Source organism: Brevundimonas diminuta, assembly GCF_039673845.1.
In the GTDB taxonomy this organism is placed as follows: Bacteria; Pseudomonadota; Alphaproteobacteria; order Caulobacterales; family Caulobacteraceae; genus Brevundimonas; species Brevundimonas diminuta_E.
Map to the genome: position 1 here is coordinate 26,025 of NZ_JBDJMK010000002.1, position 21,490 is coordinate 47,514.

At 68.2% G+C, this 21,490-nt stretch carries 24 protein-coding genes and 1 riboswitch; of the genes, 14 read left to right on the forward strand and 10 right to left on the reverse strand.

Features of this window, described 5'->3' with window-relative positions:
- The first annotated feature begins 2 nt into the window (after positions 1–2).
- Both ABE454_RS02095 and ABE454_RS02100 read left to right on the forward strand, forming a co-directional pair.
- Entirely contained in the window at positions 3–965 is a 963-nt protein-coding gene (locus tag ABE454_RS02095) for a homoserine kinase (protein ID WP_346528570.1), read from the forward strand.
- 360 nt (positions 966–1,325) lie between these two features.
- Positions 1,326–1,793, forward strand: coding sequence for a hypothetical protein (locus ABE454_RS02100; protein WP_346528572.1), 468 nt, complete (start codon positions 1,326–1,328; stop codon positions 1,791–1,793).
- Between the two features lie 23 nt (positions 1,794–1,816).
- Here the strand turns inward: ABE454_RS02100 and thrC are convergent, their stop codons facing one another.
- Positions 1,817–3,211: a threonine synthase gene (gene thrC / locus ABE454_RS02105; protein WP_346528574.1), complete on the reverse strand. Its 1,395-nt coding sequence runs from the start codon at positions 3,209–3,211 to the stop codon at positions 1,817–1,819.
- A 167-nt stretch (positions 3,212–3,378) separates the two neighbouring features.
- On the opposite strand from thrC, the gene ABE454_RS02110 reads away from it, so the two are divergent.
- On the forward strand, positions 3,379–4,323 hold the full coding sequence (locus ABE454_RS02110) for an aspartyl protease family protein (RefSeq protein ID WP_346528576.1): 945 nt from the start codon (positions 3,379–3,381) through the stop codon (positions 4,321–4,323).
- Between the two features lie 66 nt (positions 4,324–4,389).
- On the forward strand, positions 4,390–5,694 hold the full coding sequence (locus tag ABE454_RS02115) for a DUF418 domain-containing protein (protein ID WP_346528578.1): 1,305 nt from the start codon (positions 4,390–4,392) through the stop codon (positions 5,692–5,694).
- Between the two features lie 24 nt (positions 5,695–5,718).
- Here the strand turns inward: ABE454_RS02115 and ypfJ are convergent, their stop codons facing one another.
- The 3 genes from ypfJ to erpA all read right to left on the reverse strand — a co-directional run bounded on the left by ypfJ (position 5,719) and on the right by erpA (position 7,445).
- Positions 5,719–6,570, reverse strand: coding sequence for a KPN_02809 family neutral zinc metallopeptidase (ypfJ, locus tag ABE454_RS02120; RefSeq protein WP_346528581.1), 852 nt, complete (start codon positions 6,568–6,570; stop codon positions 5,719–5,721).
- 85 nt (positions 6,571–6,655) lie between these two features.
- Complete coding sequence (locus tag ABE454_RS02125) at positions 6,656–7,042, reverse strand: hypothetical protein (RefSeq protein WP_346528583.1); 387 nt, start codon at positions 7,040–7,042, stop codon at positions 6,656–6,658.
- A gap of 55 nt (positions 7,043–7,097) precedes the next feature.
- Complete coding sequence (gene erpA, locus ABE454_RS02130; protein ID WP_346529082.1) at positions 7,098–7,445, reverse strand: iron-sulfur cluster insertion protein ErpA; 348 nt, start codon at positions 7,443–7,445, stop codon at positions 7,098–7,100.
- Between the two features lie 81 nt (positions 7,446–7,526).
- On the opposite strand from erpA, the gene ABE454_RS02135 reads away from it, so the two are divergent.
- From ABE454_RS02135 to ABE454_RS02180, 10 genes are all read left to right on the forward strand, one after another.
- A complete protein-coding gene (locus ABE454_RS02135) occupies positions 7,527–8,741 on the forward strand; it encodes a deoxyguanosinetriphosphate triphosphohydrolase (protein ID WP_430825558.1) in 1,215 nt (404 codons plus the stop codon).
- 86 nt (positions 8,742–8,827) lie between these two features.
- A complete protein-coding gene (locus tag ABE454_RS02140) occupies positions 8,828–9,637 on the forward strand; it encodes an SPOR domain-containing protein (RefSeq protein ID WP_346528588.1) in 810 nt (269 codons plus the stop codon).
- 13 nt (positions 9,638–9,650) lie between these two features.
- The gene (nagZ, locus tag ABE454_RS02145) at positions 9,651–10,700 is read left to right on the forward strand and encodes a beta-N-acetylhexosaminidase (RefSeq protein ID WP_346528590.1); all 1,050 of its coding nucleotides are present in this window, start codon (positions 9,651–9,653) and stop codon (positions 10,698–10,700) included.
- Positions 10,701–10,717: 17 nt separating this feature from the next.
- Positions 10,718–11,542, forward strand: a complete 825-nt coding sequence (locus ABE454_RS02150; RefSeq protein WP_003163745.1) for a segregation and condensation protein A — start codon at positions 10,718–10,720, stop codon at positions 11,540–11,542.
- Positions 11,543–11,689: 147 nt separating this feature from the next.
- The gene (gene scpB, locus ABE454_RS02155; protein ID WP_346528592.1) at positions 11,690–12,373 is read left to right on the forward strand and encodes an SMC-Scp complex subunit ScpB; all 684 of its coding nucleotides are present in this window, start codon (positions 11,690–11,692) and stop codon (positions 12,371–12,373) included.
- 125 nt (positions 12,374–12,498) lie between these two features.
- A complete protein-coding gene (locus tag ABE454_RS02160; protein WP_346528594.1) occupies positions 12,499–12,897 on the forward strand; it encodes an AtpZ/AtpI family protein in 399 nt (132 codons plus the stop codon).
- A 5-nt stretch (positions 12,898–12,902) separates the two neighbouring features.
- On the forward strand, positions 12,903–13,691 hold the full coding sequence (locus ABE454_RS02165) for a F0F1 ATP synthase subunit A (RefSeq protein WP_346528595.1): 789 nt from the start codon (positions 12,903–12,905) through the stop codon (positions 13,689–13,691).
- A gap of 58 nt (positions 13,692–13,749) precedes the next feature.
- On the forward strand, positions 13,750–13,974 hold the full coding sequence (locus ABE454_RS02170; RefSeq protein WP_003168985.1) for a F0F1 ATP synthase subunit C: 225 nt from the start codon (positions 13,750–13,752) through the stop codon (positions 13,972–13,974).
- An 80-nt stretch (positions 13,975–14,054) separates the two neighbouring features.
- Positions 14,055–14,627 carry a hypothetical protein gene (locus ABE454_RS02175; protein WP_346528597.1) on the forward strand — a complete coding sequence of 191 codons (573 nt, stop codon included), beginning with the start codon at positions 14,055–14,057 and terminating at the stop codon, positions 14,625–14,627.
- Positions 14,627–15,142, forward strand: coding sequence for a F0F1 ATP synthase subunit B (locus ABE454_RS02180; protein WP_346528598.1), 516 nt, complete (start codon positions 14,627–14,629; stop codon positions 15,140–15,142). The genes ABE454_RS02175 and ABE454_RS02180 overlap by 1 nt, the downstream gene beginning before the upstream one ends.
- 91 nt (positions 15,143–15,233) lie before the next feature.
- On the opposite strand, the gene ABE454_RS02185 is transcribed toward ABE454_RS02180, so the two are convergent.
- The 6 genes from ABE454_RS02185 to gcvT form a co-directional block, all read right to left on the reverse strand.
- A complete protein-coding gene (locus ABE454_RS02185) occupies positions 15,234–15,704 on the reverse strand; it encodes a DUF6789 family protein (protein WP_346528600.1) in 471 nt (156 codons plus the stop codon).
- Between the two features lie 117 nt (positions 15,705–15,821).
- Complete coding sequence (locus tag ABE454_RS02190; protein ID WP_346528603.1) at positions 15,822–16,226, reverse strand: PGPGW domain-containing protein; 405 nt, start codon at positions 16,224–16,226, stop codon at positions 15,822–15,824.
- Between the two features lie 174 nt (positions 16,227–16,400).
- Entirely contained in the window at positions 16,401–17,978 is a 1,578-nt protein-coding gene (gene gcvPB / locus ABE454_RS02195) for an aminomethyl-transferring glycine dehydrogenase subunit GcvPB (RefSeq protein WP_313574871.1), read from the reverse strand.
- A 15-nt stretch (positions 17,979–17,993) separates the two neighbouring features.
- The gene (gene gcvPA, locus ABE454_RS02200; protein WP_346528605.1) at positions 17,994–19,340 is read right to left on the reverse strand and encodes an aminomethyl-transferring glycine dehydrogenase subunit GcvPA; all 1,347 of its coding nucleotides are present in this window, start codon (positions 19,338–19,340) and stop codon (positions 17,994–17,996) included.
- A gap of 178 nt (positions 19,341–19,518) precedes the next feature.
- Positions 19,519–19,884 carry a glycine cleavage system protein GcvH gene (gene gcvH / locus ABE454_RS02205; protein WP_346528607.1) on the reverse strand — a complete coding sequence of 122 codons (366 nt, stop codon included), beginning with the start codon at positions 19,882–19,884 and terminating at the stop codon, positions 19,519–19,521.
- A 169-nt stretch (positions 19,885–20,053) separates the two neighbouring features.
- Positions 20,054–21,166, reverse strand: a complete 1,113-nt coding sequence (gcvT, locus tag ABE454_RS02210) for a glycine cleavage system aminomethyltransferase GcvT (protein WP_346528610.1) — start codon at positions 21,164–21,166, stop codon at positions 20,054–20,056.
- 163 nt (positions 21,167–21,329) lie between these two features.
- Positions 21,330–21,426: riboswitch (glycine riboswitch) on the reverse strand.
- Between the last annotated feature and the right edge of the window lie 64 nt (positions 21,427–21,490).

Genomic DNA, 21,490 nt, shown 5'->3' on the forward strand with positions numbered 1-21,490 from the left:
CTATGGCCGTCTTCACGCCCGTCACGCCGCAACAGGCCGACGACTATCTCATGCGCTACCCTCTCGGCGGGCTGGTCGAACTGACCCCGATCGCCGAGGGGGTCGAGAACACCAACTATCGTCTGGTGACAGAGCAGGGCGCCTATGTCCTGACCCTGTTCGAGGGGCGGACCGAGGCCTCGGCCCTGCCGTTCTGCCTCGGCCTGACGGGGCGGCTGGCGGCGCAGGGCTTTCCGACGCCCGCGCCCGTGGCCGATCGTGAGGGGCAGGTGATCGGTCGTCTGAACGACCGCGCCGCCGCCATCGTCGAATGGACGCCCGGCGCCTGGAAGCGCCAGCCGACGGACAAGGATCAGTATCGCGCCGGTCAGGTGCTGGCCCTGCTGCATCTGGACGCCGCCGACTATGACGGGGTGCGCGAAAACCCGGTCGGGCCGCGCGCCTGGGCCGATCTGGCCGCGCGCTGCGATACGGTGGCCGCGGGCGAGGACCGCCGGATGCTGGAGCAGATGCAGCGTCTGCTGCCCGATCTGGCCCGGCCGTGGAGCGATCCGTCGCTGCCGCGCGGCCCGATCCATGCGGACTACTTCCCCGACAACGTCCTGTTCGCGACGAATGAGCATGGGGCGACGGACGTGGGGGGCGTGATCGACTTCTATTTCGCCTGCGTCGACGTGCTGGCCTATGACCTCGCCATCGCGCTCAGCGCCTGGGGGTTCGACGCCGAGGGGCGCCCCATGCCCTCGGCCCTGCGCGCCTTCCAGAAGGGTTATGAGTCGGTGCGGCCCCTGTCCGGCGCCGAGCGCAAGGCCCTGCCTGAACTGGGCGCGGCGGCGGCGGTGCGCTTCACCCTGACGCGCCTGCATGACCGCCTGTTCCACGACCCGGCCAATCTGGTCACGCCCAAGGATCCGTCGCCCTTCTTCCGGCGGCTCGACTACTGGAAGGCGGCGGAACCGGCCTGAACAAGGTTGACCCCGGTAAGATCAAGGCGGCCTCTTCGCGCGAAGGGGCCGCCTTTTTTCTGGGCGATTGTTCATTCTGAATGTTCGCTGGGCCCCCTTCATTCCCGCTCATCCCGGCGGACGCCGGGACCCAGTGAGTAAGCCAAACTCGGTCCTGATCGTTAAGGCGGCCAGTTGAGGCCAAAGCACTGGATCCCGGCGTCCGCCGGGATGAGCGGGGGAAGAAAGTACGGTCCCACGTTAAAGGGAATCCCTCCTCTTCTTCGCCCTCAACTCCGCCCGGATCGGACAAGGCGCCGCAATCGGGGAACAAGCTTGGCGGCTCATGCGCTCCCCTAATGTGCCAGAATGGAGGACAGCATGACCGCAGCCGACAAGAACCGCGCCCTTGATCGCAATGAGACGGAATGGGTCGAGATGAGCCGTTCGGCGTCCCATCTGACCGACGCCCAGCTGACCGACCTGTTGCGGCGACTGCGCGAGCGGCGCGACCGCGCCCAGCGCCTGATCCGCACCCGCACCCGTCAGGCCAACCGCGAGGGTCAGGCCAACGTCGACGCGGGCGCGCGTGAAAAGAAGGCGCAGCTGGCCGAGGCGATCGAACGCGCGGTCGAGGAGCAGAAGCGCCGCCGGGGATCGACCTCGGCGACCCGCAATCTGAAGGCCGCCGTCGCGCGCAAGGCGGAGGAAACCCATGAGGGCATCCCGGAGAACCGGACCGCCAACACCGGTCCGGCGGACACGCCCAATGAAGGGATCGCCCCGTCCGGCGCCCTGCACGCCGAGGGCATGCGCGCCGCGATCATGCGCTCGACCGGCGACCGCTGAGTTTCAGCGTTTGAGAGCGGGCGTCAGCCCGCCTTCGCAAATCCCCTGACCGCCGCCAGCGCTGCTTCGGGCGTGTTCTCGATCACCGTCAGGCGTTCGGGGCGGTCGCCCAGGGCGCGGATGACGGGGGCCGGTTCCGGCTCGACGCCGATGACGTCAGAGACGAAGGTGCCGAACTTGGACGGGTGGGCGGTGGACAGGGCGACGATCGGCGCGCCGTTGCGGTCCAGACGACGCGCGGCGGACAGGGCCACGGCCGTGTGCGGGCAGACGATGCGGCCCCACGCGGCGTGGGCGTGGGCGATCTCGGCCTTGGTCGTCGCCTCGTCGACCGAGACGGCGGATACCTCGGCGCGCAGGGCGGCCAGCAGGTCGGCGGGCAGAGTCACGGAACCCTCGCGCGCAAAGGTTTCGAACACGGCGCGGGTCGTTTCGGCGTCGCGGCCGGAGGCCTCGAACACCAGACGTTCAAAGTTGGACGGCGCCTGCACGTCCATCGAGACGCTGCCGCTCTCGACCGCCGGGCGACGGGCGTAGACGCCGTCGTTGATGGCGCGGGCCAGGGCGTCGTTCTGGTTGACGGCGGCGACGAAACCGGCGGCGGGCAGGCCCATCTTGCGGGCGGCGATCCCGGCGAAGGCGTCGCCGAAATTGCCGGTCGGCACCACGAAGGTCGCCGCCTGACCCAGCTGGGCCGTGGCCGAGACGTAATAGGGAATCTGCCCCGCCAGACGGCCCCAGTTGATCGAGTTGACCGAGGACAGACGGCCCTGTTCGCGTAAGGATTCCTCGGCTAGCAGCCCCTTCACCAGACGCTGGCAGTCGTCGAAATCGCCGCGCACGGCCAGGTTCAGGACGTTGTCGGCCTGGACCGTCGTCATCTGTTTGCGCTGCACCGGCGAGACGCGGTCCAGCGGGTGCAGGACGATCAGCTTGATGCGCTCGGCGCCTGCAAAGGCGCGCACGGCGGCGGCGCCGGTGTCGCCGCTTGTGGCGGTCAGCAGGGTCAGGGTCTCGCCCGTCGCGGCCAAGGCCTCGTCCGACAGGGCGGCGACCAGCTGCATGGCCAGATCCTTGAACGCCGCCGTGGGGCCGTGGAACAGCTCCAGCACGAACAGGCCCGGCTCCAGCTCGACCAGCGGCGTCACCAGCGGGTGGTCGAAGCCCTTGGTCAGACGGTCCAGCGCGCGGTCCAAGGCGCCTGCGGGCAGGGCGTCGCCGATGAAGGGCGCCATTGAGGCCCGGGCGATCTCGGCGTAGCTGCGGCCGGGGCGGGCGGCGTCGCCGGGCAGGGTCGGCCACGCCTGCGGCATATAGAGGCCGCCGTCGGGCGCAATGCCGCGCAGCAGGGCGTCGCTGAAGCGGGTCGGAGCGGCGTCGCCGCGCGTGGAGATATATTGATCAGGTGAAGCTGGCATGGCGGGTCGTTTCTAGCCTCTGCCCTGCGTTTCGTCATGATTATTTTGCGTGTGCGAAGTCGAAACCGGCTTTTCGCGCAAAAGCCTCGCCCGGTTCGGGCGTCGGCAGGAGGTCGCGACGTCGCAGAGGCTGGCGCATCGGCGCGCGCCGGTTCATGGAGGGGGCGATGAGACGTCGTTCCTTCCTGATCCGGGCCGCAGCCGCGGCGGCTGCTGTCGGCGGCGGACTGTGGCTGAAGGACCATGTGCTGTGGCGCCGCCCGGCGTTGACGTTCGGCGCGGACGGAACCAGCGGCTGGATGCCTTTTGCGGCGCCGCGCACCCTGTTGCCGACGACGCGGGTGCGGCTGGCGGGGCGTGAGTTCACCGCCCTGATCGACAGCGGGGCGCAGTATTCGGTGATCGATCGGCGGCTGGTGGCCGAGCTGGGGCTGGACGACGTCTTCGACATGCCGCTGATCGCCTATGGGGTCGACGGCCGGGCGCAGGTCGGGCGGGGCGTGACGCTGGACCTGACGCTGGGCGAGGCGAAGATCGGGCGGTTGCGCGCAGGCATACTGGATCTGGGGCCTCTGTCGGAAGACGAGGGGCTGGGCGCGCCGCTGATCCTGGGGCAGGACCTGTTGATGCAGGCGGCGCTGGAGATGGACCTGCGCCAGCGGCGGCTGAGGCTGCTGTCAAAGGCGGAGCAGGGTCTGACCCCGGCCTATCGCGCCCTGCCGGTCCGACGTGCGGGCACCGCCCTGATGGCGGACGTGACGGTGGAGGGGACGCCGGTGCGGGCGCTGGTGGACACCGGCTCGTCCAGTCTTCTGGCGCTCAGCGAAGGCGTCGCCGGCTCGACCGGCCTGCTGGACGGGCGGCCCGAACAGCCGGGCTCCAGCATTGTTCTGGGCGGGGTGGCGCGGGCGCGGATGATCCGGGCGCAGAGCGTGGCGCTGGGCGGCGAAGGGTGGCGCAATGTCGTCACCGCCGTCTATGCCGACCGGACCCTGCCCAACTATCCGGACGCCCTGCTGGGCATGGAGGCGTTCGCGGGGCGGGACGTTATTTTGGCGCTGAGCGACGGAGCCCTGCACATGGCGCCTTTAATGGATGTGACCATTGTTTAGTCATGTTGATTTTCCAATGGACGAATCCACTTTGTCTGCGTGCTGAGGGGCGATAAGCGGCCGAACATGTCCGTCCAGCCAACCGCCAACATGTCCGTGCAGCCTGCCCGCCGTCTGGAGAGTCTCGACCTCCTGCGCGGGTTCGCCTTGTGCGGCATCCTGCTCGTCAACATCATGCTCATGGGCGGATCGTGGGAGCAATTCCATCCGGTGCTGCCCGCGACGCTCGCCAATCCCAACTGGGTGGTGTGGATCGTCCAGCACCTGTTCGTGCAGGGATCGATGCGGGGGATGTTCACCCTGCTGTTCGGTGCAGGGATGCTGTTGATCACCCTGCGCGGGGAAGACGGGCGCGGCACGATTCAGTCGGCCGACGTCTATTTCCGACGCTGCATGGTCCTGTTGGCCCTGGGGATCTTCAACGCCACGGTCCTGCTGTTTCCGGGGGACATTCTGTATGTCTACGGCCTGTCGGGCTTTCTGCTGTTCGTCTTCCGCATGGCGCGGCCGCGCACCCTGATCGCCATTTCAGCGGCCATGCTGCTGATGCTGACCGTCGAGTCGGCGGTGGTCGGCGCCCATCAGGCGGTTGAGGCGCGTCGTGGCGCCGAGCTGGCTGTTCAGGTGCACGGCGGCGCCGTCCTGACGGGCGACGACGCCGAAGCCCTCAAGGCCTATACGCGCGCTCGCGAAGCTCAGGTCGTGTCGCCCGAGGTTCTGGCCGAGGAAAGGGCGGCGCGCACAGGCGGGCCGGTCAGCCTGTTGAAGTGGAGCGTGCGGACGTGGCTGGACTACGCCGCCTCAAGCTACACCATCACCCTGGTGATCGAGACGGTGGCCTTCATGCTGCTGGGCATGGCGTTGTTCAAGCTGGGGGTGCTGAGCGGCGCGCGCTCGCTGCGCTTTTATCTGGCGCTGGCGGCGGGCGGTTACGCCGTCGGTTTGGCGGTCAACGGCGCACAGGCGCTGGTGCTGTGGAGCAGCCAGTTTTCGTCAGAGTCTTTTGCCACCCAGGCCAGCTATGAATTGGGGCGCTGCGCCATGACGCTGGGCCACGTCGGTCTGCTGCTGTCGCTGTGGAAGATGAACGCGCTCGGCTTCGTCGGGCGGGCCTTGCGCAATCTGGGGCGGATGGCCCTGACCAACTATCTGGGCCAGTCGGCGATCGCGGCGGTGCTGTTCTACGGCTTCGGCCTGTGGGGCAGGCTGGACTGGGGAGGCCTGTGGGCCCTGGCGGCGGGCATCTGGGTGTTCCAGATGATCTTCAGCACCCTGTGGCTGAAGCGGTTCAACATGGGGCCGCTGGAATGGGCGCTGCGCTGGTTCGCCTATGGGCGGCCCTCGCCGCTGAAACGCGAGAAGGCCGCCTGATCCTTCAGGCCTGAAGCCGCAATCCTAAAGCTGGGAAAAGGTGTCGCAGGCGGCCGGATCGCCGGTCTGATAGCCGCGCTGCAGCCATTCGACCCGTTGGGCCGCCGAGCCGTGGGTGAAGCTTTCGGGCGAGACGCGCCCGCCGCCGCGCCGTTGCAGCGTATCGTCGCCGATGGCCTGGGCCGTCTTCATGCCCTCTTCCAGATCGCCCGGCTCCAGCGCCACTTCGCCGTTGGAGACGACGGCGGCGTTGCGCGCCCAGACCCCGGCGTAGCAGTCGGCCTGAAGCTCCAGCGCGACGGAATAGCGGTTGCCCTCGGCCTGTGAGCGCGCCGACTGCTGGGCGCGCTGGACCTGCTGGCTGGCGCCGGTCAGGGTCTGGACGTGGTGGCCGAATTCGTGGGCGATCACATAGGCCTTGGCGAAGTCGGCGCCCGACGCGCCCAGCTTGGTCTCCATCTCGCGCCAGAAGCTGAGGTCCAGATAGACCTTCTGATCCGCCGGACAGTAGAATGGCCCCATCGCCGCCTGACCATAGCCGCAGCCCGTCTGGGTGCCCTGTTCGTAAAGGACGGTGGTGGGCGGGGTGTAGCCCTTCAGCTTGGTGCGCCACACGTCGTTGATGTTGGAGCCGATGACCTCGACGAACTGGCCGTCCTGATCCTCCGGCGAGGCCATGCGGCCCTGCTGTTCCGCCTGACCGGCGCCGCCGAACTGGCTGGCCAGCTGCTGGGTGGTGTTGGGGTCGATGCCGAAGACGAAATAGCCGACCGCCGCCAGCACCAGCACCCCGATGCCGCCGCCCGCGACCGCGCCGCCGCCCATGCCGCGCCGATCCTCGATCCCGCCGCCGCGCCGTCCGCCCTGCCAACGCATCTGTTGTTCTCCACTCTGGTCGTTCGGCCTGAAGCTAGGCTGAAACGCAGGGGCAGGTGAAGGGATGCAAATGTAACGCTGACGCTCAGTGCGGCGCGCGGTTCAGCCAGACGTTGATCTCGGCCACGCCCGGCGCGGACGGATCGGGTGGCGGGCTCAGGGTCGCAGGCGCGGGCAGGGCGGTCGGGCGCGGCGACCACGCCGTTGGCGGCGGCGCCGCAGGGGCGGGGCATCGCGCGGCTTCCAGCCGGCGCAGGGTCTGGTCGGTCTGAAGCCGCATCCGCGCGGCGTCGGCCTCGCGCTGGTCGGCCTGCAGGCGCAGGCTTTCCATGGCCTGACGATGCTGTTCAGCCTGTGCGACGTAAGGATCGTAACCAGGCGGCGGCGGACCGGGCCAACCCGGCCACGTCTGGGCGCCCGCCGCCACGGGCAGGGCGCTGAACAGCAGGATCAGGGCGGCCAGACGCTTCATGCCCTTGCAGATGGGCGTCCCGCGCCTCGCCGCCAAGCGAGGCCGTGCGTGATGATCAGATCGAGAAGCTGACGCCGCAGCCGCAGCTGGAAGCCGCGTTGGGATTGCGGATCACGAACTGGGCGCCTGCCAACTCGTCCACGAAGGCGATCTCGGAATCCTTCAGGAAGGGAATCGAGACGGGGTCGATCACCACGGCCTGACCGTCGCGACGCACCACCAGATCGTCCGCCTCGGGACCGTCGACCAGCTCAAACCGATACTGGAAGCCCGAGCAGCCGCCGCCGTCGACGGCGACGCGCAGCAGGACCGGCTTGCCTTCCGCCTCGGACAGCTTGGCCAGACGGCGCGCGCCGCTTTCGGCCAGAGTGATGCCCTCGGGCGACCGGGTTGCGACCGACAGCGACAGGTCGCGGGCTGATTCTGTAGGTTGGACGGTGCTCACGGCCCTCTATATGAGGGTCTGACAGGCGTTCGCAAAGGCCTGTCGCCATCACGAAGTGCTGCCGCCTTGAGCCTGCCCCGCGCCCCCTACGCTGAAAACCACGCCGCCAGCCGCGGCCGCCATGTTTTCGAGCCCGCCAGCCGCACCCGCACCGCCTTCGCCCGCGACCGCGACCGCATCATCCACGCCACCGCCTTCCGTCGCCTGAAGGAGAAGACGCAGGTCTTCGTGGCGCATGAGGGCGACCACTACCGCACCCGGCTGACGCACAGCCTTGAGGTGGCGCAGATCGCCCGCTCGCTGGCCCACGCCCTGCGGCTGGACGACGATCTGGCCGAGACGGTGGCCCTGGCCCACGATCTGGGCCACCCGCCGTTCAGCCACGCGGGCGAGGACGAACTGCACGAACAGATGAAGGCGTTCGGCGGCTTTGATCACAACGTCCAGAGCTTCCGCGTCGTGACCGAGCTGGAGACGCGCTATCCCGGCTTCACCGGCCTGAACCTCAGCTGGGAGACGGTCGAGGGCGTGGTCAAGCACAACGGCCCGGTGGCGCACCTGCTGTCGGATCCGGCATGGAAGGCGGTCGCCGCCTATGCGCCGGGCGGGGCGGCCGACTGGGATCTGCGCCTCGGCACCTTCGCCTCGCTGGAGGCCCAGTGCGCGGCCATCGCCGACGACATCGCCTATAACAACCACGACGTGGACGACGGGGTGCAGGCGGGGCTGTTCAGCCTGTCCGACCTGGCCGATGTGCCGCTGATCGGGCGCTGCATCGCCAGCGCGCGCGCCGACTGGCCCGACATCGACGAGCGGATGCTGCGGCTGGAGGCCGTGCGCCGCATGATCGGCGTCATGGTCGATGATGTTCTGGCTGAGACAGAGGCCCGTCTGGTCAAGCACGGCATCGAGACGGTCGAGGACGTCCGCATGGCGCCCGAGACGCTGGTGCAGTTCTCTAGCGGCATGATGGCGGAACTGGCGGTGCTGCGCCGCTTCCTGTTCGAGCGGATGTATCGCCATTACCGCGTCAACCGCACCCGCAGTCAGGCGCGCCGGGTGCTGGCCCAGCTGTTCCAGCTGTTCATGGCCGAGCCGGAGGTGATGCCGCCCGAATGGCAGGCCTCTGCCCTGACCGACGACCGGGACGCGCGGGCGCGGGCGGTGTGCGACTACATCGCCGGTATGACAGATCGTTACGCTATCGAGGTGCATCGCAAGCTGTTCAGCCTCGACCTCGCCCTCGATCTGTGATTCGAGAAGGCGTTCACGGCGCGTTAGACTGAGCGCCGACGCGCGCCGATTCGCGCGCGTGTCCCACGACCATCAAGGCGCGACCCATGTCCTACGACGACGATCACCGAGGCAATCCCAACGGCGGGCCGAATGCAGGCCGCGACCGCGGCGCCTATACCCCGCCGACCGACGACGACCTGCCCTTCACGCGCGGCGGCTATGACCCGCGCCGGGCGCCGTCGGCCAAGTCGCCGCCGATCACCCTGATCGTCAGCGCGGTGGTGCTGCTGCTGCTGATCGTGGCGGTGGTGGTCTTCTATCGCTCGGGCGTTCGCTCCTCGACGGATGCGCCGCCCGCTGTCGGCACGCCGGTCGAGAGCATGAAGGTCGAGGCCCCGCTGGACGCCCAGCCGGTCGACCCGGAAGCCGACATCCGCGTCTATCGCGACGGCGGCGCCCCGAGCGACGCCGCGCCGACCTTCACCCCCGGCCCGGAGGAGGTGCTGCCGCGCCCCGCGCCGACGACCCCCGCCGCGCCGGTCGAATCCTCGACGCCGCCGCCCGCCGCGCCCGCGCCGGCGACCAAGGCTCCGGCCGCGCCTGCGCCCGCAGCGCCCGCTCCGGCGACGAAGGCCCCCGCCTCCGCGCCCGCTCCGGCTCCGGCTGCGACGGGCGGAACGTCGGGCGTGCAGATCGGCGCCTTCTCCTCGACCGCCATCGCCGATCGCGAATACGCCGCTGTCGCCGCCCGCTTCAGCCAATACGCCTCGGGCGCCGAGAAGCGCGTGCAGGAAGTCACCGCCGCCAACGGCTCGACCCTGTACCGCACCACCTTCACCGGCATGAGCCGTGACCGCGCCGTCGCCTTCTGCAATGCGCTGAAGGCCGCGGGCCGCGACTGCATCGTGCGCTAAGGATCGCGCAAACATGACCTCCGCCGCCATCTACGGCTGTTCGGGCCACCGGCTGACGGCGGAGGAGCGCGCCTTCTACGCTGAGGCCAAGCCTTGGGGCTTCATCCTGTTCCGCCGCAATGTGGACAGTCCCGAGCAGGTTAAGGCGCTGGTGTCCGAACTGCGCGACAGCGTGGGCCGCGACGACGCCCCGGTGCTGATCGATCAGGAGGGCGGCCGGGTTCAACGCCTTGGCCCGCCGCACTGGCCGAAATACCCGCCGGGGGCCGCCTATCTGAAGGCGACTGGCGATCCAGCGGCGGCGCGTGAACTGGTGCGTCTGGGCGCGCGGCTGATCGCTCATGACCTGCGCGAACTGGGCATCACCGTCGACTGCGTCCCGGTGCTGGACGTGCCGGTGCCGGGCGCCCACGACATCATCGGCGACCGCGCCTATGCTCAGGATCCGGCGACCGTGACCCAGCTGGGCCGGGCCGCCGCCGAAGGTCTGCTGGCGGGCGGCGTCCTGCCGATCATCAAGCATATTCCCGGCCACGGCCGCGCCTTCTCGGACAGCCACCACGACCTGCCGGTGGTCGAGACGGCGATCGAGGAACTGGACGCCTGGGACTTCGCCCCGTTCAAGGCGCTGTCGGACATGCCTATGGCGATGACGGCCCACGTCGTCTTCACCGCCGTCGACGCCAAGCGCCCGGCCACGACGTCCAAGAAGGCGATCCGCCTGATGCGCGAGCGGCTGGGTTTCTCCGGCCTGATCCTGTCGGACGACCTGTCGATGCAGGCCCTGTCGGGCACGCTGACCGAGCGCGCCGAGCAGTCGTTGAAGGCAGGCTGCGACGTCGTGCTTCACTGCAACGGCGACCTGAAGGAGATGGCCGCCGTCGCCGACGGAACGAAGAAGCTGAAGGGCGACGCCAAACGCCGCGCCGAGGCTGCGCTGAACCGCATCGTCCGAGCGCCCGAGCCGCTGGACGTCGCCGAGGGGCGCGCCCGGTTGGAGGCGACTCTGACCGGCCGCTTCGACGCCGCTAAGGGGCCTGACGTGGGCGAGGCGCAAGCCTAGATGGCGGGTGAGGGCGCATGAGCGAGGCCTTCCAGCCGAACCTCGACTTCACCGCCGTCGAACAGGTCGAGGCGCAGGAGGCCTTCGTCGTCGACCTGGAGGGGTATGAAGGCCCTCTGCACGTCCTTCTGGCGCTGGCGAGGACGCAGAAGGTGGACCTGCTGAAGCTGTCCATCACCCGTCTGGCCGAACAGTATCTGGCCTTCGTGCATGAGGCGCGGCGGCGCAACTTCGCGCTGGCGGCCGACTATCTCGTGATGGCGTCGTGGCTGGCCTATCTGAAGTCGCGCCTGCTGATCCCACGCAACGAAAAGGACAAGCCGGAGGAGCCGCCGGCCGAAGAGATCGCCGCCGCCCTGGCCTTTCGTCTGCAGAAGCTGGAAGCCATGCGCACGGCGGTGGAGGCCATCACTGGCCGCCCGCAGTTGAAGCGCGACGTCTTCACGCGCGGCGACCCTCAGGCGACGGTCATCATCCCGTCCGACCGTGTGGACGCCAGTCTCTATGAGTTGATGAGCGCCTATGTCGCCCAGCGCCGCCGCGAGGAGCGCCGCAAATACGCCCCCGGCCAGCGGGTCGAGGCTTTCCAGCTGGAGGCCGCCCGCGACTGGCTGCGCGAGATCATGCCGCGTCTGGCCGAATGGACGCCGCTGGAGCGCGTGGCGCCACAGAAGCCGGAAGGGCAGGAAGGCCCGAGCCAGGCCAGCTATACCGCCTCCACACTGTCGGCCAGTCTTGAGCTGGTGAAGGAGGGCGGCATGGATATCCGGCAGGAGCGGCCATTCGACGCGGTGTGGCTGAAGCGACGCGGGTTGGGGCAGCCCTTGGAGCTGACGCCGTGACCCGTTCTCAACCGCTCATCCCGGCGAAGGCCGGGACCCAGATTGTAAGATTCGACAGTGGCGCGTTCAGACGTGGCCCATCTTACAGGCCGGGCGTTTGCATCTGGATCCCGGCCTTCGCCGGGATGAGCGGAGAGGAGGGGGTTCATGTCTGACCTCGACTTCACCCCCGACCATCTCGAGATCGAACGCCGGGTCGAGGCCCTGCTGTTCGCCGCCGCCGCGCCGCTGTCGCTGGCCGAGATCGCGCGCCGCCTGCCCGAAGGCGCCGACGTCGGCGGAGCGCTGACCGCCCTGCAAGCGCGCTATCAGGGGCGCGGGGTCGAGTTGGATTGCGTGGCCGAGCGCTGGCGCTTCCGCACGGCGCCCGATCTCGGCTTCCTGATGACCGAGGAGCGCGAGGAGCCGCGCCGCCTGTCCAAGGCCGCGCTCGAGACCCTGGCCATCATCGCCTACCACCAGCCCTGCACCCGCGCCGAAGTCGAGAGCGTGCGCGGCGTCTCCCTGTCCAAGGGCACGCTGGACCTGCTGCTGGAGATGGACTTCGTGCGGCTGCGCGGACGGCGTCGCACGCCGGGGCGGCCCGTTACCTACGCCACGACCGACCGCTTTCTGGAGCACTTCAGTCTGGCCAGCCTCTATGATCTGCCGGGCGTGCAGGAGATGAAGGCGGCGGGTCTGCTGGACCTGTCCATGCCGGTCGGTTTTGAGGTGCCGGACCCCTCGCGCGCAGGCGATGACGAGGGCGAGGATCTGCTGACCGGGCTGGACGACGGCGCGCCGGAATTCGCCCAGGATTTCGTCAGTGAGGACGAAGAGTCGCAACCTTGACGGGGCGGATCGTCGCGACTGCAGGAAGTTCCGAAAAGTCATGGACTTAAGTCCAAGGCGCGCCGCCTTGACCTGAGGCCGTCTCGCCTATAGGTTCCGCGCCGAAATTCAGACCCGTTCCGGTCATGCGCCGGATGCTGAGCGAACAGGCCATGTCCCCGACGAAGGAATCGCGCGAAGAGGCGATCAAACGCCTCCACAGAAGCGCATCCGCACTTGAGGCGAAGGTTCAGGCGGACAAGTCCGTCGATGTTGCTGCGCAGAAGGTCGTCGGCCAGGCCTATCGCATCATCGCCGAGCTTCTCGGCGGGGTGTTGATCGGCCTCGCAATCGGGTTTGGCGTCGACCGGCTGTTCGGGACGGCGCCGATGGGCGTTTTGGGCGGGGTCCTTATGGGCTTCGCCTTATCGATTTATATGGCGCGTCGCACAGCCCACCGGCTGATGGCGCAGGCCAAGGCGGCGGGTTTGCCTCAGCAGGGCGAACCCATCATCGAGGCTGATGAAGAAAACAGGGAACGATAGGCTTAATGGCCGGTCCGATTGAACAATTTGAGGTCAAGCCGCTCGTAGAGTTCGGCACGGTCAATGTTCCCGTCCTGGGCGAACAGGTGATCGCGATCACCAATTCGCACGTGGCCATGACCATCGCCTTCGTCGGCGTGGTGGGCTTCCTGTCGTTGGCGACCTCGGGCGCCAAGGTGGTGCCGGGCCGGATGCAGGCGGCGGGTGAAAGCCTGTTCGGCATGGTCGACAACCTGGCCAACTCCATCATCGGTCACGAGGGCCGGAAGTATTTCCCCTTCGCCTTCACCATGTTCCTGATGGTTCTGTCGATGAACCTGCTGGGCATGTTCCTGACCTTCACCGCCACGTCGCAGCTGGCCGTGACCGTCACCCTGGGCCTGATCTCCTTCCTGACCGTGGTCGTGGTCGGCATCGTCAAGAACGGCGTCGGCTTCCTAAAACTGTTCTGGCCCGCGGGCGCGCCGCTGCTGCTGCGTCCGGTCGTCGGCCTGATCGAGTTCGTGTCCTTCCTGCTGCGCCCGGCCACCCTGGCCCTGCGTCTGTTCGGCAACATGCTGGGCGGTCACGTGGCGCTGAAGATCTTCGCCCAGTTCGTCGTTCAACTGGGCGCGGTGGCCCTGGTCACCGGCGGTCTGGCCTATGCCTTCATCCCGGTGGCGGCCCTGTCGCTGGGCATGGTCGTGGCGATGACGGCGCTCGAGTTCCTGGTGGCCTTCCTTCAGGCCTTCGTTTTCACCGTTCTGACCTGCATCTACCTCAACGATGTGGTCAACCTGGGCGATGGCCACTAAGGCTTGAGTTCAGTTCGTAACCCTACCCTCCAACGCTCCAAGAAATTAGGAAATCATCATGGACGCTGAAGCCGCTAAGTACATCGGCGCTGGTCTGGCCACCCTCGGCATGATCGGCTCGGCCCTGGCCGTCGGCAACATCTTCGGCAACTTCCTGGCCGGCGCCCTGCGCAACCCGGCTGCTGCCGCCTCGCAAGTCGGCAACCTGTTCGTCGGCGCGGCCCTGGCCGAAGCCCTGGGCATCCTGGCCTTCGTGCTGGGCGTCCTGATGATCTTCGGCTGATCCCAGCCCACGATCTCTCAGAATTGGCGGCGCGCGGGCCTGTCCTGCGCGCCGCTGTCCTGATCTAGCGAAGACGGTTCATGGCCAGCACACCCACACTTGACGTTCAGACCCCGGCGCCGGGCGATCTCCACGCGGAGACGCAGGCGGCGGCCGAGCATGGCTCGGGCGGTCTGCCCCAGTTCGAATTCCAGCACTGGGCGGGCCAGATCGGCTATCTGCTGATCCTGTTCGTCCTTCTGTACGTCCTGGTCGCCAAGGTCTTCGCCCCGCGGCTGCGCAAGGTGATGGACGAGCGCGCCGACACGATCGACAGCGCCATCGCCGCCGCCCGCTCGGTCCAGACCGAAGCCGCTGCTCAGGCCGAGGCCGCCCGCGCCGAGGTCGAAAAGGCCCGCGCCGACGCCCGCGCGACCGCCGTGGCCGCCAAGCAGCGCGTCACCGAAGAATTCAACGCCCGTCTGGCGGCGGACGAAGCCGTGGTCAACGCGCGCATCGCCGAGGCCGAGGGCGCCATCGCCAAGACCCGCGACGCCGCCATGACGAACGTCACGACGATCGCTTCGGACGCAGCGGCCGCCATGCTCGAGCGTCTGACCGGCAAGGCCGCGACCGACGCTGAACTGGCCGCCGCCATCAAGGGAGCCGCCTGATGCCCGCCTTCCTGACCGGTCATTTCTATGATTTCGCCAACCCTGAGCTGTGGGTCGCCTTCGGCCTGCTGATCTTCATCGCCATCGTGGTGATGGCGGGCGTGCCCAAGCTGGTCGCCGCCAACCTGGACGCCAAGGCCGCCAAGATTCAGGGCGACCTGGACGAAGCCGCACGCCTGCGCGCCGAAGCCGAAGCCATGCTGGCCCAGATCCGTCAGGAGAAGGCCGAGGCCGAGGCTCAGGCCGCCGACCTGCTGGCGACGGCCGAAGCCGACGCCAAGCGTATGGAAGCCGAAGCCAAGGCGCGTATCGAGGAATCGACCGCTCGCCGTCAGGCGCTGGCCGAGCGCCGCATCGCCCAGGCCGAGGCCGAGGCCACGCAAGAGGTCAAGGCTGCGGCCGCCGACCTGGCCGCCAAGGCTGCGCAACAGATCCTGGCCGCCCGCATCGCCGGGGCCAAGACGGACGCCCTGATCGATCAGGCCATCGCCCAGATCGGCGGCAAGCTGAACTGATCGTTCAGCGGCGCAAAAAACATCAGGCCCCGCCGGTGACGGCGGGGCCTTTTTGTTTGCCCGCGATCCTGTTGTCGGGGTCGCGGAAGCGTCAGTGAGCCGGTGCGGCTCCGATCGGAGCGACGCCGCGCCGCTCACGCTCAACCAGTCGGGCATAGACATTGCCCATGACGGCGCCGAAGACCATGTGCAGCGCCAGCATCCAGCCGAAGGTGCCGAAGCCGGATGAACCGGTGAAGGTCCGGTAATCGCCCGCCATGGTGATGTAGAGCATCATCAGCACCCAGGCGCCGACGGCGAAGACAATGCCCTTGGTGATGGGCGTGGCGCTGGGCAGGCGCGGATAAAGCACGCCGAACAGCGACCCCAGCACCACGGTGCCGATCACCAGATGCAGACCCCATCCAGCGGCCATATTGCCCGGCATGCCGAACAGCTTGGCCACGACGCCGGGGAAGGGGTCGAACAGGTGATTGAGGAAGAGGTTGGCTATCTCAAGCACGGAAACCGCGACGGTCCCTACGAAACCGGCGATGATTCCCTTTTTTACGCGTGACATCATGTGAACAGCGCCTCCCAACGCTTTCAACCTCGAGACTACGCAAGTGGGAGCATACGCCGTTCCGCGCGAAACCGGCATGAAGGGCGTTCACATTCGTGTGTTTGCCTTAGCTTGGCCTTATTGTCCGGACTTGCGCCACATCCCGCGCAGGCGGCGGCGCAGTCGGACCAGAGGACGCTGGCGACGGCGCAGCACCATCTTTTCGGCGCGCAGGGTCTGCTGCCAGAAGACGGGGGCGATTTCGGGCTTCTTCCGCATCAGGCGGCGGAACGGATAGACCCATTTGGGCCGGGCGCGCTGGGCGCGGATGAACTGCCGCTTGGCCCACCATGAGTTGCGCAGGACGATCACCAGACCCAGGGCGATAACGGGCACGCCGCCGGGACCGGGCAGGGGCGCGATCACTATGCCCAGCAGGATGATGAAGAAGCCCACGGCCATCAGCGCCAGACGACGCAGACGCCGCGCCACGCCCGGACGGGGCGGCGGAGGCGGGCTCAGCGAAGGCAGGACCAGGGTCACGGCGGCAGGGTCTCGGGCAGGGGACGGCCGGGAAGCATGGCCGACAGACACACAACGTATGAGACAAGGCCGAAAGGCGGCGTCGGCATGACGCTTTCGTAAGTCGCCGCCGAAATGCAGAACGCCGTGTCCCGAAAGACACGGCGTTCCCTGAAGTCAGGCTTGCAGAGCCGATCAACCGGCGCGGTTTGAGCCTTCCGGCGCGGCCCAGCGCAGACGCGGCGAGCGCGCGGCGCGGGTCTCGTCCAGACGCCGCAGGGGCGCATGGAAGGGCGCGCCCTTGAAGCGTTCGACGTCTCCAGCTTTCGCTGCGCCCGCCAGCAGACGCATGGCCTCGATGAAGCGATCCAGTTCGGCCTTGGATTCCGTCTCGGTCGGCTCGATCAGCATGGCGCCGTGGACGACCAGCGGGAAATACATGGTCATCGGGTGGAAGCCCTCGTCGATCATCGCCTTGGCGAAGTCGAGCGTGGTGATGTCCGTGCCCTTCAGCCATTCGTCGTCGAACAGGGCTTCGTGCATGCACGGGCCGTCGGGGAAGGCCGGGCTCATCAGGTCTTCGAGGCGGACCTTGATGTAGTTGGCGTTCAGCACGGCGTCCTCGGCCACCTGACGCAGGCCGTCAGAGCCGTGGGACATCATGTAGCTGAGGGCGCGCACATACATGCCCATCTGGCCCTGGAAGGCGCACAGGCGGCCGAAGGCCTGTTCGGCCTCGTCTTCCTCACGCTCGACCAGCTTGTAGCCGTCACCGGTGTTTACCACCCACGGGGCGGGGGCGAAGGGGGCCAGAGCCTCCGACAGCACGACCGGACCCGCGCCCGGTCCGCCGCCGCCGTGCGGCGTCGAGAAGGTCTTGTGCAGGTTGATGTGCATGGCGTCGACGCCCAGGTCGCCCGGGCGCACCCGGCCGACGATGGCGTTGAAGTTGGCGCCGTCGCAGTAGAAATAGGCGCCCGCTTCGTGGGTCAGGCGGCTGATCTCCAGAATGTCGCGCTCGAACAGGCCGCAGGTGTTCGGGTTGGTGACCATGATGGCCGCCACGTCCGGACCCAGCTTGGACGCCAGATCGGCCACGTCCACGCGGCCGTCGTCGGTCTGGGCCACTTCGACCACCGAATAGCCGACGAAGGCGGCCGTGGCCGGGTTGGTGCCGTGGGCCGAGGTCGGGACTAGCACCTTGCGGCGCTGCTCATGCTCGCCCTTGGCCTCGTGGGCGGCGCGGATGGCCATCAGGCCGCACAGCTCGCCGTGCGCGCCGGCCTTGGGCGACAGGGCGACGGCGGGCATGCCCGTCAGCGTCGTCAGCCAGTGGGCCAGCTGGTCCATCAGTTCCAGCGCGCCCTGCACCGTCGACTGTGGTTGCAGCGGGTGGATGTCCGAGAAGCCCGGCAGGCGCGCCATCTTTTCGTTCAGGCGCGGATTGTGCTTCATCGTGCACGAGCCCAGCGGATACAGCGCCAGATCGATGGCGTGGTTTTTCTGACTCAGGCGCACATAGTGGCGCATGGCCTCGGGCTCAGACAGGCCGGGCAGGCCGATCGGGTCCTTGCGGACCAGATCGCCGAGGTCCGAGCCGTTGGTGGCGGGTTTCGGCAGGTCGACGCCGGTCTTGCCCCAGCCTTCGCCTTCGAAGATCAGCGGCTCGTCCTGCAGCAGGCCGCGCCCGCCGGTCAGGGTGGCGGGCTTGTAGGACGCGTCCGAGGCGGCGTTCGGGGCGGTCGGGCGGCCGACAGTGTTCATCGTGCTCATGGTTCCAATCTCCCCTTAGACGGCCAGAACCTTGGCGAGCGCACCCGCCAGGATCTTGATGTCGGCGTCCAGCGTCGTCTCGGTGGCGGCGACCAGCAGGACGTCGTCGAGGCCCGCATCGGGCGCCAGACGGCTGTAGGGCACGCCGCACAGGATGCCGTTGTCGGCCATGGTCTGCACGACCTCAGCAGCGTTCTTCGGCAGCTTGACCGCGAACTCGTTGAAGAAGCGCGGGGTCAGGATCTCGACGCCCGGAATGGCGGCCAGGGCGTCGCGGGTGGCGAGCGCCTTTTCGTGGTTCAGCAGGGCCAGCTGGCGCAGGCCCGTCTCGCCCAGCAGGCTCATGTGGATGCTGAACGCCAGGCAGCAGAGGCCCGAATTGGTGCAGATGTTCGAGGTCGCCTTGTCGCGGCGGATGTGCTGCTCGCGCGTCGACAGGGTCAGGACGAAGCCGCGCTTGCCCTCGGCGTCCACCGTCTCGCCGCAGTAGCGGCCGGGCGTCTGGCGCAGCAGCTTCTCGCGGGTGGCGAACAGGCCGATGTAGGGGCCGCCGAAGTTCAGGGCGTTGCCGATCGACTGGCCCTCGGCCGCGACGATGTCGGCGCCCATTTCGCCGGGCGATTTCAGCAGGCCCATCGACACGGCTTCGGTGACGACGACGATCAGCAGGGCGCCCGCGGCGTGAGCGGCCTCGGCGATCTTCGTCACGTCGGTGGCGGTGCCGAAGACGTTGGGGGTCTGGACGACGACGCAGGCCGTGTCCTTGTCGATGGCGGCGATGACGGCGTCTTCGGCATCGACAGCGGGCGTCAGAGCCTGGGTCTCGACGCCGACGGCGTGAACCACGGTCTCGGTCGCCTTGACGTAGTGGGGGTGCACGCCGCCCGAGATGACGGCCTTGTTGCGGCGGGTGACGCGGGTGGCCATCAGCACGCCCTCGGCCATGGCGGTCGAGCCGTCATAGAGCGAGGCGTTGGCGACTTCCATGCCGGTCAGGTTCGCCACCTGGGTCTGGAATTCGTACAGGTACTGCAGGGTGCCCTGTGCGATTTCCGGCTGGTAGGGGGTGTAGCTGGTCAGGAACTCCGACCGCTGGATCACATGGTCCACCGTGGCCGGGATGTGGTGCTTGTAGGCCCCGGCGCCGCAGAAGAAGGGCACGGTTCCGGCCGTGGCGTTCTTGCCCGCCATGGCGCCGAGGGCGCGTTCGACCTCCAGCTCGCCCGCCACGCGGGGCAGGTCGACGAAGCCGGCGCGGCGCGCGGCCTGCGGCACGTCGATGAACAGGTCGTCGATGGATTTGGCGCCGATGGCGGCCAGCATGGCCTCGCGATCGTCGGGCGTCAGGGGGAGGTAGCGCATGATCTTCTCCAAAGCCCTTCTCCGCGATGGGGAAGGGTTGGGATGGGGTGGTGGCGGGACGGCGCCCGGCGCACTGGAGAGACGCCCGTCGAAGGCGTCTCCCTCGGACCCATGGAGAGGGCGGTGCGCGCACCCCCACCCAGCCTCCCCCATCGAGGGGGAGGGGCCTGTCGTGATCTTACAGGGTGGTCAGGTATTCGTCGTAGGCGGCGCGGTCCATCAGGCCGTCCAGAACCGAGGCGTCGGACACCTTGATCCTGGCGAACCAGCCTTCGCCCTCGGCGTCGGCGTTGACGGTTTCGGGGGCGTCGGCCAGGGCGGCGTTGCCCTCGATCACTTCGCCCGCGATGGGGGCGTAGACGTCCGAGGCGGCCTTGACCGATTCCACGACGGCGAAGCTGTCGCCGACCGAGACAGTCTTGCCCGCTTCCGGCGTCTCGACGAACACCACGTCGCCCAGGGCGTCAGCGGCGTGCTTGGAGATGCCGACCGTGGCGACGTCGCCGTCCAGGCGAACCCACTCGTGATCCTTGGTGAACTTCATCTTGGTTTTCCTCATGGAGCCTGTCGAGACAGGTCTGATTTCACTCGTCATCCTCGGCCCTGTTCCGGGGACCCAGACCTGCCAGCGTGGGAAGGTCGTGATCCGACGGCGGGCGTCGGCAGTTCTGGATCCTCCGGTCAAGCCGGAGGATGACGGAAGGGGGAGGGCCTTACGCCTTCGGCTTCCGGTAGTAGCGGGTCGGCACGAAGGGCGTGGCGACGACTTCGGCGGCGGCGGGACGGCCGCGCACCAGAACCTTCAGCTCCGTGCCGACTTCAGCGAAGGCGGGCGGCACATAGCCCATGGCGATGTTGCGCCCCTGCGACGGCGAGGGGCCGCCCGAAGTGACGTTGCCGATGACGGCGCCGTCCATGTCGGCGATCTCGGCGCCTTCGCGGGCGGGGGCGCCTTCCTTGACGTGCAGGCCGATGCGGACGCGAGCCGGGCCGTCGGCCAGTTGTTTCAGGATCACGTCGGCCCCGGCGAAGTCGGCGCGTTCCTTGCGCGACTTGGACAGGGCGAAGGTCAGGGCGGCCTCGACCGGGGTGGTTTCGGCGTCGACGTCGTGGCCGTGCAGCGGCAGACCGGCCTCCAGACGCAAGCTGTCGCGCGCGCCCAGACCGACCGGCTTCACCCGCTCGTCCGACAGCAGCAGGCCCCACACGCGCTCGGCGGCGGCGCTGGGCAGTGAAATCTCATAGCCGTCTTCGCCGGTATAGCCCGAGCGCGAAACGATGCAGTCTTCGTCGAACAGGCGCACGGTGCGGCAGTCCATGAAGCCCATGTCAGCCAGTTCTGCCGAATGGGCGGCCATGACGGCGGCGGCTTCCGGGCCCTGAATGGCCAGCAGGGCGCGGTCCAGCACCTCCAGCTTGGCGTCGCCCGACAGATGAGCGTTCAGAAAGGCGAAGTCCGCATCCTTATTGCCCGCGTTGACGACGATGTAGAGGCCGTCCTCGAACGGCTTGCCCGCCATCAGGTCGTCCATGACGCCGCCCTGTTCGTTCAGCAGCAGGGTGTATTTCTGCTTGCCGGGCTTCACGATCCCATAGTCGCCGGGGACGAAACGCTCGAACTGGGCGATGGCGTCGGCGCCGGTGATGCGCGCCTGGCCCATGTGGGAGACGTCGAACAGTCCGACGTGCTCGCGGGTCCAGCGGTGCTCGGCCAGCACGCCTTCATACTGGACCGGCATGTCATAGCCGCCGAAGCCGACCATGCGGGCGCCCAGCGCGCGGTGCGCGGCGTTGAGGGGGGTAGTCTTAAGGGCCTGATCGCTCATGGCGTCGCCTCCGGGTCGCAGGTTGCGGCGATAGCTTCGCCGTCGTTGCGCCCCCGCTGTCCTGAAGCCTGAGAGATTCCGACCGTTCCCGATTAAAGGGTTCGGCCTTGCTCCGTCGGCGCGCGTCGGGACCCTCCGTCCTTCGGCGACTTTCCAGCGTCCGTGCGCTTTCGCGGTCCTTTTGCCTGAGCGTTTCCGGGGCGGTTGCGCCTTCGGCTCCGGGCGCCGCGAACGGACCCGATCTCTCCCGCGAGAGCGTCCGACGTAAGGCCCCGACTCCGGCGCGAAGTCAAGCGGCGCCGCACTTGCCGCCGTCGATCCGAA